Origin of the sequence: Propionivibrio soli, from assembly GCF_025770765.1 — a bacterium.
GTDB classification, from domain to species: Bacteria; Pseudomonadota; Gammaproteobacteria; order Burkholderiales; family Rhodocyclaceae; genus Propionivibrio; species Propionivibrio soli.
Window position 1 is genome coordinate 251,150 of record NZ_JANZKY010000002.1, and the last position, 13,295, is coordinate 264,444.

The following is a 13,295-nucleotide window of genomic DNA, read 5'->3' on the forward strand; positions in this document are numbered from 1 at the left end:
CGAGCATGGGCGCCCGTCCCCGGCACAGGGCACCAGGCACGGCGGTCGGTTTCCGGCTTTGCCCTTTAAGCGTGCAATTTCGCTAGAATTGGTGATTCCCACGGCTTAGGGACCACGAGATCACCGCCCTCGTCCCCGCACAGAAATTCTCCAACATCAAGAAAGGACTACGTTCCATGGATCGGATCTTCAATTTCAGCGCAGGACCGGCCGCCCTTCCGCTGGCCGTTCTCGAACAAGCTCGCGACGAACTGGTGAACTGGCATGGTTGCGGGATTTCCGTCATGGAGATGTCGCACCGCGGCAAAGAGTACATGGGCATACACGCCGAAGCCGAAGCCGACCTGCGCGAACTGATGGGCATCCCGGCGAACTACAAGGTGCTCTTCATGCAAGGTGGCGCCGCGGCTGAATTTGCCATCGTGCCGATGAACCTGTACGGCGACAAGACGTCGGCGGATTACATCAACACCGGCGAATGGTCGAAAAAAGCAATCAAGGAAGCGAAGAAGTACGGCAACGTCAACGTAGCCGCGTCTTCGGAAGATAAGAACTTCACGTACGCACCGGCTCAATCGACCTGGAAGCTCGACCCGAACGCCGCCTACGTGCACTACACAGCCAACGAGACGATCGGCGGCGTCGAGTTTTTCTGGACACCGGAAACCGGCAACGTGCCGTTGGTGTGCGACATGTCCTCCAACGTACTGTCGCGTCCGATCGACGTCTCGAAGTTCGGATTGATCTACTTCGGCGCGCAGAAGAACGTCGGCCCGGCCGGCCTGACGATCGTCATCGTGCGCGAAGATTTGCTCGGCAAGGCGCAGAAGTGCACGCCGACGGTTTTCGATTTCAAGACGCAGGCCGAAAACGACTCGATGTACAACACGCCGCCAACCTACGCGATCTACATGGCCGGGCTCGTATTCAAGTGGCTCAAGGCGAAGGGCGGTCTCGTCGAGATGGAGAAGATCAACCGCGCCAAGGCCAACCTGCTCTACGACGTGTTGGATTCCTCTAGCTTCTTCCAGTCCCCGGTAGCGCGTGAAAACCGCTCGCTGATGAATATTCCGTTCACGTTGAAAGACGCGTCGCTTGACGAGGAATTCCTCAAGGCCGCGAAAGCCCGCGGGCTGGTGCAGCTCAAGGGTCACCGTTCGGTAGGCGGCATGCGAGCCTCGATCTACAACGCGATGCCGATCGAAGGCGTGCAAGCGTTGGTTGAGCTGATGAAGGACTTCGAGAAACAACACGGCTGACCCGTCGAGACGACAACGCGCGCGCCGGAGACCTCCGGCGCGCGCGTTTTGTTCTCCAGCCCCCCATGACACCGACCCGAGGAAACAGCATGACGCGTAAGATCCAGACGCTAAACGCGATCTCCAAAAAAGGCCTGGCCCACCTGCCCGCCACCTACGCCGTAAGCAACGACGCGACCCATCCCGACGCGATTCTGGTCCGCTCGCAGGTGATGCACGACATGCCGATCCCGGCCAGCGTACTGGCCATCGGCCGTGCCGGCGCGGGCACCAACAATATCCCGGTTCCGGCGATGAGCCAACGCGGCGTCGTTGTATTCAATACGCCGGGCGCCAATGCAAATGCCGTCAAGGAATTGGTCATCGCGGGCATGCTGATGGGCACGCGCAATATCGCCGCCGCCCTGAACTTCGTCGAGAGCCTGCGCGGCGACGACGAGTCGCTGCACAAGCAGGTGGAAGCGGGCAAGAAGCATTTCGTCGGCCACGAACTGCGGGGCAGTACGCTCGGTATCGTCGGCCTCGGTGCCATTGGTTCGATGCTTGCCGATGCAGCAATCAACCTCGGCATGAATGTCATCGGTTTCGACCCGGAAATCACCGTAGACGCCGCGTGGCGCCTGCCCTCGCAGGTGAAGAAGGCGCTCAGCGTCGATGAACTTGTCAAACGAGCCGACTTCGTCAGCCTGCACGTTCCCCTGCTGCCAGCGACGAAGAACCTGATCAACGCCGATCGCGTCAAACTGATGAAGAAGGGCGCCATCCTGCTCAACTTTGCACGCGACGGGATCGTGAACGAACAGGCCGTGCTCGATGGTCTGAATGAAAACCGGCTGCATGCCTACGTCTGCGACTTTCCGAGCAACCTGCTGCGGCAACATCCGCGCTTCGTGGCTTTGCCGCACCTCGGTGCCTCCACGGAGGAAGCGGAGGAAAACTGCGCAGTGATGGTCGCCGAACAGGTCACGGACTACCTTGAGAACGGCAACATTCTCAACTCGGTGAACTACCCGAATATCAGCATGCCGCGCGAATCAAAGTACCGGCTGGCCATTGCGAATGCCAACGTGCCGAACATGCTCGGGCAAATTTCGACCGCGCTCGCCGAAGCGGGCCTGAACATCCCGAACATGGTCAACAAGTCGCGCGGCGATTTCGCTTTCACGCTCGTTGATGTCGACAGCGAGGTTCCGCAAGCGGTCATTGATCGTTTGACGGCGATCAGCGGCGTCCTGCGCGTTCGCTACTTGCCGTCCTGATCCAGACCTCTTTCTCGGGGGCGCGGGGGTCTTCTCCGCGCCCTTTTTCGTTTACAGATCACCGACGGTCGCTCACATCGGGCGCACGGCAAGAAAACCCGCTCCTACTCCTCTACGATGGCGATCGCGGGACTCCGCTAGGCAGGAGTTTCGGGCGTCGTTGCCTTCGGTTTGCGCGGCCGGCGACTACGTGAAGCGGCTCGCTTGGGTGGAGTTTTTTCCGTCGCCGCAGATGGCGGAGCATCGCTGGCTGGCGCGGGGGCATCGTTCTCGCTCGGCATCGCTATGGTCGCCGCGGACACTGCGGACGTTACAGGCACACTCGCTGTTTCGACTCGCGGTTCGCCAACGGTCGGTTCCACGGCAGACGCTCTCGCTTCGCCAGCCGTTATGATTTCTTTGGCCGATTGCGGCACGGCGGTTCCATTCTCCTTGCCCGCCCTCGCGCTTTCCTTGCGCGGCGCCCGGCGGCCGCCGCGACGTTTGGGAACCGCTGGCATCGTCGGCTCGTTGCTCGACACAGATTCGCCCTCAGGCGCCGGGAGTCCCGGTTCCGCTGTTTGCGGTTCGGTGGGCGCCGTCTCTGCGGCCGCTGCTTCGACTGAAACGAGCTCGGGGGTTTGGCCAGAGCTCTCGGCACGCGCCTGACCCGCACCGCGGCTGACGAACGCTCCGGATTTTTCATCACGGCCAATCTCGAGCAAGCCGCGCGCTTGCGCCTCTTCAAGCAAATTACCGAAGCTGCGGAAGCCGTAGTACCCCTCGTTGAAATCCGGCTTGCGCCGCTTGATCGCCTCCTTGAGCATCGATGCCCAGATCTTGCCGCTATCGCCGCGCTCAACGACCAGCGCCTCGAAGGTCTCCACGGCCAGGTCGACCGCCTGGCTCTTGCGCGCTTCGTTCTCCTCCTTGCGCCGTTTATCCTCCTCCGGACTCCGTTTCGTGACCGGCTGGCTGGCCTTTGAGTCGCGGCGCGCCGCCCGATGCATCTCGCGTACGAGGTCGTCGTAGAAAATGAACTCGTCGCAATTGGCAATCAGCAGGTCCGAGGTCGACTGCTTGACGCCGACGCCGATTACATACTTCGCGTTCTCACGCAGCTTGGAGACGAGCGGGGAAAAGTCGGAGTCCCCGCTGATGATGACGAACGCGTTGACGTGCGACTTCGTGTAGCAGAGGTCGAGCGCGTCGACCACCATCCGGATATCTGCGGAATTCTTGCCCGACTGCCGTACGTGGGGAATTTCGATCAATTCGAAGTTCGCCTCGTGCATCGTCGCCTTGAAGTTCTTGTAGCGATCCCAGTCGCAATAGGCTTTCTTCAACACGATGCTGCCCTTGAGCAACAAGCGTTCGAGCACCGGCTTGATATCGAACTTCTCGTAATTGGCATCGCGCACGCCAAGAGCAACGTTCTCGAAGTCGCAGAACACCGCCATGCTGATGGTATCTTGGGGTGCAGCCATGGGTTTCTCCATTGGAATTGTCAGCAGATCAGTATACCGCTGCCACAAGGGCAGCTACATGCGAAGCCCCGTCGACATTTCGCCCGATGACCCGCCTTAGCCCTCCGGCATAGGTACCGGGGTCGATCGAAGGCGCAAGCCCCTTCATCTACCAAGGTCTTACGCCTGATCGCTGATACGACGTTTCGCTGTCATTACGAGGAACCTTCACTGATCCCGATGTCTACATACCGTTCGGGAACATCCCTTGCCCCCGCTGTCCGCCCTGCCTCGCGCAGGCAATGCTCCGGAGAATTCCATGACGATGTACAGACTTCCGTCACCGCAGGCTGGTTTTGGCTTTGGTTCATATCTCCGGCCGGGTGCCCGAAAAGCCGTCGGCATGCGCGTCTGGCCGTTGGCCGGACTCATCGCAGTGGCTCTCGTCCTCTCGGCCTGCAGCAAACCTCAGGCCCAACAGGCCGGAATGGGCGGCGGTCCCGCCCCCGTGTCCGCAATTACCGTGCAACCGGAAGCGCTGCCGATTACCCTTGATTACACTGCGCAAACGCTCGGTTCGCGGGAAGTCGAGGTCCGAGCCCGCGTCACCGGACTGATCGTCAAGCGCAACTACGTCGAAGGCAGCAAGGTGAAAGCCGGGCAGTCGCTGTTCACGATCGACCCCGTGCCCTACCAGACGGCTGTTGCACGCGCCGAAGCGGACGTCGCCGCCGCCGAAGCGCGCCGGGCGCAGGCCGCGCGCGATGCCGCCCGGCTCGCCCCGCTGATCGAAGCCAAAGCGGTCAGCCGCAAGGACTATGACGATGCGGTGTCGGCGGAAGCCATCGCGGGTGCTGATCTGCTGGCCGCAAAGGCCCGGCTGCGCGAGGCGCGGCTCAATCTGGACTGGACCCGCGTCGAATCACCGATCAGCGGCATCGCCAGCCGGGCTTTGAAATCCGAAGGTTCTCTGGTATCGGGGCCAGATGTGCTGTTAACCACCGTGACGCAATCCGATCCGATGCAAATCATCTTCGGCATCCCGGACAATGAACGCCTGCGGCTGCGTCAGGACGTCGAAGCCAACCGGCTGCAGTGGCCCAAGGACGGCCGCTTCAAGGTGACGCTCAAGCTCGCCGACGGAACGACGTACAGCAAGACCGGCTATACCGACTTCACCGATCTGCGCGTTTCACGCGAGACGGGAACCAGCGAGGCGCGGGCCGAAGTGGCAAACGCCGACGGGCTATTGCAACCCGGGCAGTTCGTCCGCGTCCAGCTATCCGGCGCCGTGCGTTCCGGCGTCTTCCGCATCCCGCAACGTGCTGTTATGGAAGGGCCACAAGGCAAGTTCGTCTATGTCGTCGGCAAAGAGAACAAGGCTGAGATGCGCCCCGTGCAGACCGGCGATTGGCGCGACGGTGACATTGTCGTGAGCCAAGGGCTCACCCCGGGCGAGCAGGTAATCGTCGATGGCGTTCTGAAACTCGGCCCTGGCGCTCCGGTGCAGGTCAGCGCAGCGAACGCCGCACCCGGCGCAGCCCAAGGTGCCCCCGCCCCCGCCAACGCAAGCAAGGGGGGCTGATCGATGTTTTCCCGCTTCTTCATCGACCGGCCGATCTTCGCGATGGTGATTTCGATCTTCATCATCATCGCCGGCCTGGCCTCGATGCGCACGCTGCCGATCGCTCAGTACCCGGAGATCGCGCCGCCGCAAGTACTCGTTGCCGCCACCTACCCCGGCGCCTCCGCGGACGTGCTCGAAAAAACCGTGGCGGCACCGCTCGAGACGCAGATCAACGGCGTCGAAGGCATGATCTACATGAGTTCGACCTCCGCCTCGAACGGCCGTGTCGAAATCAACGTCACCTTCGACATCGGCACCGATATCGACCAGGCGGTGATCAACGTCAACAACCGTGTCAAGCAGGCGGAAGCCCGCTTGCCGCAGGAAGTGCGCCGGCAGGGCATTCAGGTCGAGAAGAACTCGAGCTCGTTCCTGCAGGTGCTGGCGTTCACCTCGCCGGACGGCCGCTACGACGATCTGTACACGAGCAACTTCGTGACGCTGAACGTCCTCGATGTGCTGAAGCGCGTTCCGGGTACAACGAACGTGCAGATCTTCGGCGCCAAGGACTATGCAATGCGCATCTGGCTGCAGCCCGACCGGCTCGCGCAACTGCGGTTGGCCACCTCGGACGTGGTGCGTGCGATCAACGAGCAGAACGCACAATACGCGGTAGGGCGTATCGGTCAGCCGCCGACGGCCAAAGGCCAGGAACTCGCACTGACCATCAACACTAAGGGGCGGCTCGCCGACGTAGCCGAGTTCGAGAACATCGTCGTGCGCGCCGGCGACGACGGCTCGGTCCTGCGATTAAAGGACGTTGCTCGTGTCGAATTGGGGTCGAAAGACTACGACTTCATCGGCCGGCAGAACGGCCAGCCCGCAACGCTCGTCGGCATCTTTCTGAAACCAGGTGCGAACGCGCTCGATACGGCACAGGCGGTGAAGAGCACGTTGCAGGAACTTTCCGGCCGCTTCCCGGATGGGCTGACCTACACGGTCCCGTACGATACGACGGACTTCGTGCAGGTGTCGATCCGCGAGGTGGTCAAGACGCTTGGCGAGGCGATGGTCCTCGTCTTCCTCGTCGTCTACCTCTTCCTGCAGAACTGGCGGGCGACGCTGATCCCAACGCTGGCCGTGCCCGTCTCGCTGATTGGCACCTTCGCCGGCCTGCTGATGCTCGGGTATTCGATCAACACGCTGACGCTGTTCGGCATGGTGTTGGCGATCGGCATCGTCGTGGACGATGCCATCGTCGTCCTCGAGAACGTCGAACGGATCATGCACGAAGAAGGCCTGCCGGCGAAGGCGGCCGCGATCCAGGCGATGCGCGAAGTCACCGGGCCGGTGATCGCCATCGTCCTCGTGCTGTGCGCGGTGTTCGTGCCGATCGCCTTCCTCGGCGGACTCTCCGGCGAACTCTACCGTCAGTTCGCGGTGACAATCGCCATCGCGGTCGTCATCTCCGGCATCGTCGCCCTGACGCTCACTCCGTCGCTGTGCGTGCTTATCCTGCGCCACGAGCACAAGGCGAGCAACCGCTTCTTCGATGCCTTCAACCGCGGTTTCACACGTATCACCGGCCGTTATACCGGAGGCGTCGCCTGGCTGATCCGGCGCGGCGCACTGGGGCTCCTGCTCTTCGCCGGGATGGTGGTGATCACGGCGGGTCTATGGAAACTCACGCCGGGCAGCCTTGTTCCGGATGAGGACCAGGGCTACTACATCAGTGCCGTTTACCTGCCCGACGGCGCATCGCTCGAACGTACCGACCGCATCGTGCAGCAGGTGGACGAAATCATCCGCAGCAACCCGAACGTCGCGCGGACGATCGTATTCACCGGTTTCGACTTCATCGGCGGCAGCTTCAAAAACAATGCGGCCACCTTCTTTGTGACGCTCAAGCATTGGGACGAGCGCGAGGTGCCCGCGAACGCCTTGGTCGGCGAGCTGTTCATGAAGACGGCGCACATCAAGGAGGCGCTCGTCCTGGCTTTCGGCCCGCCGGCCATCTTCGGTCTGGGCAATTCCGGCGGATTCGAACTGTACCTGCAGAATCGCGGCGAAGGCGACGCCAAGCGCCTCGGCGAAGTGAGTCAGCAATTCATCGGCAAGCTGCACCAGGATAAAACGTTCGGCATGGTGTCGTCGCTCTGGCGCTCCAACGTGCCGCAACTTGACGTCGATGTCGACCGCGAAAAGGCCAAGACGCTCGGCGTGCCGATCGACGGCTTGTTCGACACGCTGGCGGCGACGCTCGGCACCTACTACGTGAACGACTTCAACAAGTTCGGCCGCACTTGGCAGGTGCTGATGTCGGCGGAGCAGAGTTTCCGCAACAACCCCAGCGACATCGGCGGCATCTACGTGCGCTCCGAGCGCGGGCAGATGGTGCCGCTCTCGGCGCTGGCACAGGTTAAGCAGACGACCGGCCCGGAAACACTGGAGCGCTTCAACAACCTGCCGTCCGTGAAGATCATCGGCAACGGCGCTCCCGGCATGTCGTCCGGACAGGTCATCACTCAGGTCGAACGCATTGCGCGCGAATCGTTGCCGCCGGATTTCAGTTACGACTGGGGCGGCGCCTCGTTCCAGGAGAAAAAATCGAGCGGCTCGTCGAGCTACGCGCTGATCCTTGGGGCCATCATGGTTTTCCTGATCCTGGCCGCACAGTACGAACGCTGGTCGTTGCCGCTGGCCGTCCTGCTCGCGTTACCCTTCGGCACCTTCGGTGCTCTCGCGGCGGTATGGCTGCGCAACATGGACAACGACGTGTACTTTCAGATCGGTCTCGTCACCCTGCTCGGCCTTGCCGCCAAGAACGCCATTCTGATCGTCGAATACGCGGTCTACAAGAACGGCGAAGGCATGAGCGCCGCCGCCGCCGCGATCGAGGCGGCCCGGCTGCGCTTCCGACCGATCCTGATGACCTCGCTGGCGTTCATTCTCGGCGTCGTTCCGCTTGCCTTCTCGCACGGTGCGGGTGCTGGCGCACGGCGCGCCGTCGGTACCGGCGTCATGGGCGGCATGCTCGCCGCGACGTTCCTCGCGGTGTTCTTCGTGCCGCTCTTCTATCGGGTGATTACCGACCGGCGGCTGAGCGAAAAACGCAGCACCGCCGATATGTTCGAAGAAGTGAGGGAAACCCATGCCAAGACGCACGAGCGCCTGGTCAAACGGGCGCAACGCGACGAATACGTCGGAGACGAAGATGCGTAAGCTCCCCTGCTCAAGCCACCCCGGTGACCGAACTAAAAGCCTTTCGGTGGCCGTTCTCACCGCACTCGCGTTGGCCGGTTGCGCCATTGGCCCTGATTACCAGCGTCCAGACATCGACCTGCCAGCGCAATGGCGCTCGACACCGGCGGCCGACGCCGATGTTGCCCGGCCGGTGTCGGAAACCGGTGAGCGCTGGTGGTCAGTGTATGGTGATCCCGTGCTCGAACGTTTGGTCGACGAGGCGTTGAGCAACAACGCCGACGCGGCGATCGCCACCGCGCGGGTTCTGGAAGCGCGAGCAATCGCCAGCCAGACCGACGCCAACCTCTACCCGGACGTTTCCGCCAACTTCTCCGGCAGTCGCACTCGCAATACGCAGCGCGGCACCATGCCGGCGGGAGCGACGCCGCGCATGCAGAACTACTACAGCGCAACCTTGGACGTCAGCTACGAGATCGATTTGTGGGGCAAGTACCGGCGTGCAAGCGAGGCGGCGCGTGCCGACATCTTTGCGGCCGAATCGGCCCGCGAAGCGGTGCGCCTGTCGCTTGTAGCACAAGTCGCCCAGCAATACTTCGCCCTCCTCGCCGCCGACGCCCAAGTCGAAGTGGCCCGCCGTACGCTGACTTCGCGCGGCGAAACGCTGAATCTCTTTACCCGGCGCGTGGAGGCCGGAACGCTTTCGGAATACGAATTGCACCAGGCCGTAGCCGAGCGCGAGGCGACCCGGTCGCAGCTTGCCAGCTTGATGCAAACGCAGGACCGTGCCGAGAGCGCGTTGTCGGTACTGCTCGGCCGATCGCCGCGCGAGGTGATGAGCGGAGCGATGGAACGCGGCACACCAGCGCCTGTCAGGGACGTCGTGATTCCCGCCGGGCTCCCGTCCGAACTGCTCCTGCGCCGCCCCGATCTGCGCGAAGCGGAGGAAGCGCTGATCGCCGCCAATGCCCGTATCGGCAGCGCCCGCGCGCAGTTCTTCCCGTCGATCGGACTGACCGCCTTCCTCGGCAGCGAAAGCACGCAGTTTTCCGATCTCTTCAGTGGACCGGCCCAGGTCTTCCAGTTCGCCGCCGCCATCACACAGCCGATCTGGAACGCCGGTCGCATCCGGGCCGGGGTCTTCATCACCGAGGCGCGGCGCGATCAAGCCCTTGCACGCTATCGCAACGCCGTGGCGAGCGCCTTCAAGGACGTGCGCGACGCGCTGGCAGCGCAAAGCGCGGCTCGCGAAACCCTGACGGCGGAAACGGCCCGCACCGCGGCCCTGGAAAAGGCGCTTGCCCAGGCGCAGTTACGCTTCGACGCCGGCGTTTCAAGCCGCATCGAAGTACTCGACGTCGAGCGCAACCTGCTCTCCTCGGAACTGGCGCGTATCGATAGCGAACGCCAACGCAAATCGGCGCTCGCCGACATGTTCAAGGCGCTGGGCGGAGGCTGGCCCGAGCCAGCGCCGGTCGGCGCCCTATCAAGATAGGGCAGGAAAGACCGCGGGCGCTCGAATGCCGGTCGACTAGCCAGGCAAAAAAGGAACCCCAACGGGTTCTGGCAACAAACCGTGCGTTATTTGGTGCCGAGCAAGCTCAGCGTCAGGCGGTCGCGCTGTCCGGAGTAGTACTTCTCGATGGCATCCGCGAACGGCCGGGCCGCAGCGGTACCTAACCCGGCGGCGGCTTCGAACAGCGTCACCGACGAGCAGAATTTCAAATCATCCGGTTCGCCAAAGATTTCAAGCGCGCTTCGCCCGCTTACGGCATTGACGCATTGGGTACATTCAACAAGACGAGCCCCGAGAACGGGATGCGCCAGGTAGGCGCTTGCTTCCTCCAAACCCTTTATCGCGTAGTAGCGGGCCGTGGAACTGCGCCCCAAGCCATCGAGTTGCGGAAAGATGAACCAGATCCAGTGGGTGCGCTTGCGGCCGGCCGCCAGCTCAGCCAAGGCTTCGCCATACACCGTACGCTGGGCCGAAATGAAGCGTTCTAGGTCGAATTCGTCGCGCGCGGGGCCTTGGCCCGCCTCAGCCATTCGCGCCACCTTGTCGCCCCTCTGGCCGGGCGTTTTCCGCGTTGGCGGCCCGGAATTGCGCTGGGGCCACCTTTTCCAGCGGTATCGCCAACGTTCGTGCGCGCAACTGGCCGCAACCGCCGTCGATATCTTGTCCGGCGGAATCACGCAGGCTCGCCACGATGCCGCGCTCGCGCAACCGGCGCGCCAAGTCGACCGCACGCTCCCACGCCGGACGCTTGAACCCCAGCCCATCCACGGTGTTGAAGGGAATGAAGTTCATCATCGCGTACTTGCCGGCGAGCAACTCGGCCGCTCGGTCGACGTCGGCCTCGTTGTCGTTCACCCCTTCGAGCAAGGTCCACTGGTATTGGATCGGGTATCCCGTCGTCCGCGCATAGCGTTCGCCGTGCTCGATGAGTTCTTCGGGCGGCACGTGCGGCGCACGGGGCAGCAGCCGGGCACGCAATTCGCTGTTCGTTGTATGCAGCGAAATAGCCAGCGCCGGTTTCACGCGGCCTTGCATCAGCCGATCGAACACGCGACGGTCGCCGACAGTCGAAAACACGAGGTTCTTGTGCCCGATCGCACCCTCCGTACCGAGCAGATCGATGGCTTCGAGCACATTGCCCATGTTGTGCGCCGGTTCACCCATGCCCATGAAAACCACTTTGCCAACCTTGCGGCGATGACGCGCAAGCACCACCTGGGCGACGATTTCGGCGCTGCCCAATTGGCGCCGGAGCCCTTCCCGGCCGGTCATGCAGAAGGCGCAGCCGACCGCACAGCCGACCTGTGTCGACACACAGACGCCGTCGCGCGGCAGCAGGACGCTCTCGACAGTCTGCCCGTCAGCCAAACGGACCAGCAATCGCGCCGAACCGTCCTGCCCCGGGTGTTCCGAGTACACTTGCGCCATGCGCTCGAGTTCGGAGGCCACCGCTGGGAGAACACCGCGCACACCGAGCGGCAGGAAGTCTTCGGAGCGCTGCCGTCGCGTGCCCTCGTCGAGCGATCGGGCATGCACCCACGCGCGCAGGACGCGCTGCTCATGACACGGCTTGGCACCATGATCGCGCAGGCTTTGGCGGATTTGTTCGATACGCATGGGGAAGGCCCAATGTTAACACTCGAACGCCACCCCGCGGTAGCGGACGCGGCAAAGAAAAGGTAAATTCCCGGGCCGCCCTCGATTGCGCGCCCCAAGGCAAGACTAAATGGCAATTGCGCGGCAACTGTGCGGCCATTGCGACGCTCAGGGCGTCGCGGTTATTGGTACTTGGGCCCATCGGGCTGAAATAACGGTCTATAAATCGCGGTTTATAAATCGGAGCGGTTCGTAAATCGGGGCCCGTAAATCGAAATCGGTAAGGCCGGCAGCGTAGAGCGCCAGGTCGTAACACGCTGGACACGGGGCCATCAGAATTGTATCGGCCCGGGGACTTTTCAGGATATACATTATCCTGGCATATTCAAGGAGAATGCAATGCGCATTGAACAAGACATGAAGCTCGATTTCAAGGACGTTCTGCTGCGTCCAAAACGCTCGACGTTGACGTCGCGTTCGGAAGTCGACATCTCGCGGGAATTCGTCTTCCTGCACTCGAAACGCAAGTACCACGGCATACCGATCATCGCCGCCAATATGGACGCCACCGGTACCTTCCAGATGGCACGGGCGCTCGCCAAGCATCAGCTGTCGGTGGCGCTGCACAAGCACTACGGCGACCAGGAGCTGCTCGACTTCTTTGCCGAGCAGCCTGAATCGCCGCCCATGTTCTACTCGATGGGAATCACGGCACCGGACTACGAGAAATTTTCGCGCGTCATGAAAGGGGCGCGCGGCACAATCCAGAACGTGTGCGTAGACGTGGCCAACGGCTACACGAAAGCCTTCATCAACTTCATCGTCAAGCTGCGCACGGCGCATCCTGAACTCACCATCATGGCGGGCAACGTCGTTACCGGCGAGATGACCGAGCAGTTGATCCTGGACGGCGTCGATATCGTCAAGGTCGGCATCGGTCCGGGCTCCGTGTGCACAACGCGGCGCATGTCGGGAGTCGGCTATCCGCAACTGTCGGCAATCATCGAATGCGCCGACGCGGCCCACGGCCTGCACGGCCTGATCTGTGCCGACGGCGGCTGCACGTCGCCAGGCGATCTGGCCAAGGCGTTCGGCGCCGGTGCCGACTTCGTGATGCTCGGCGGCATGCTCGCCGGTCACGACGAGTGCGGCATGGATGTAGTTGAGGAGAACGGCGTGCGCAAGATGCGCTTCTACGGCATGAGTTCGCGCGAGGCGATGAACAAATATGCCGGCGGCGTAGCCGATTATCGCGCATCAGAGGGCAAGGAGGTGCTTCTTGAATGCCGCGGCCCGGTCGAGAACACGCTGCAAGACATTCTCGGCGGCGTGCGCTCCGCCTGCACTTACGTCGGCGCCCGGCGCCTCAAGGAGCTTTCGAAACGCACGACCTTTATCCGGGTGTCGCAGCAACTGAACGAAGTATTCGGCTCGGTCGGCTGACCGGCAGAT

Annotated in this window: 9 protein-coding genes; 6 read left to right on the top strand and 3 right to left on the bottom strand. The window is 62.5% G+C overall.

All coding sequences use genetic code 11. The annotated features are described in order from the left end of the window. The first annotated feature begins 176 nt into the window (after positions 1–176). Positions 177–1,259 (top strand): 3-phosphoserine/phosphohydroxythreonine transaminase, encoded by a 1,083-nt coding sequence (gene serC / locus NZ453_RS03205; RefSeq protein ID WP_263768881.1) that lies wholly within the window; start codon positions 177–179, stop codon positions 1,257–1,259. 89 nt (positions 1,260–1,348) lie between these two features. Beyond that, on the top strand, positions 1,349–2,518 hold the full coding sequence (locus NZ453_RS03210) for a phosphoglycerate dehydrogenase (protein ID WP_263768882.1): 1,170 nt from the start codon (positions 1,349–1,351) through the stop codon (positions 2,516–2,518). A 137-nt stretch (positions 2,519–2,655) separates the two neighbouring features. On the opposite strand, the gene NZ453_RS03215 is transcribed toward NZ453_RS03210, so the two are convergent. Beyond that, positions 2,656–3,984, bottom strand: coding sequence for an NYN domain-containing protein (locus NZ453_RS03215; RefSeq protein WP_263768883.1), 1,329 nt, complete (start codon positions 3,982–3,984; stop codon positions 2,656–2,658). 298 nt (positions 3,985–4,282) lie between these two features. Between NZ453_RS03215 and NZ453_RS03220 the strand changes: the two genes are divergently transcribed. The 3 genes from NZ453_RS03220 to NZ453_RS03230 are packed head-to-tail and all read left to right on the top strand — an operon-like array spanning position 4,283 to position 10,226. Beyond that, the gene (locus NZ453_RS03220; protein WP_263768884.1) at positions 4,283–5,548 is read left to right on the top strand and encodes an efflux RND transporter periplasmic adaptor subunit; all 1,266 of its coding nucleotides are present in this window, start codon (positions 4,283–4,285) and stop codon (positions 5,546–5,548) included. 3 nt (positions 5,549–5,551) lie between these two features. Continuing rightward, positions 5,552–8,752 carry an efflux RND transporter permease subunit gene (locus NZ453_RS03225; RefSeq protein WP_263768885.1) on the top strand — a complete coding sequence of 1,067 codons (3,201 nt, stop codon included), beginning with the start codon at positions 5,552–5,554 and terminating at the stop codon, positions 8,750–8,752. Further along, positions 8,745–10,226, top strand: coding sequence for an efflux transporter outer membrane subunit (locus NZ453_RS03230; RefSeq protein WP_263768887.1), 1,482 nt, complete (start codon positions 8,745–8,747; stop codon positions 10,224–10,226). The genes NZ453_RS03225 and NZ453_RS03230 overlap by 8 nt, the downstream gene beginning before the upstream one ends. An 86-nt stretch (positions 10,227–10,312) precedes the next feature. On the opposite strand, the gene NZ453_RS03235 is transcribed toward NZ453_RS03230, so the two are convergent. Beyond that, entirely contained in the window at positions 10,313–10,777 is a 465-nt protein-coding gene (locus NZ453_RS03235; protein WP_263768888.1) for a DUF1810 domain-containing protein, read from the bottom strand. Next, entirely contained in the window at positions 10,770–11,864 is a 1,095-nt protein-coding gene (locus tag NZ453_RS03240) for an RNA methyltransferase (RefSeq protein ID WP_263768889.1), read from the bottom strand. The genes NZ453_RS03235 and NZ453_RS03240 overlap by 8 nt, the downstream gene beginning before the upstream one ends. A 378-nt stretch (positions 11,865–12,242) precedes the next feature. Here NZ453_RS03240 and NZ453_RS03245 point away from each other — a divergent pair, with 378 nt between their 5' ends. Beyond that, a complete protein-coding gene (locus tag NZ453_RS03245) occupies positions 12,243–13,286 on the top strand; it encodes a GMP reductase (RefSeq protein WP_263768891.1) in 1,044 nt (347 codons plus the stop codon). The last annotated feature ends 9 nt before the right edge of the window (positions 13,287–13,295 follow it).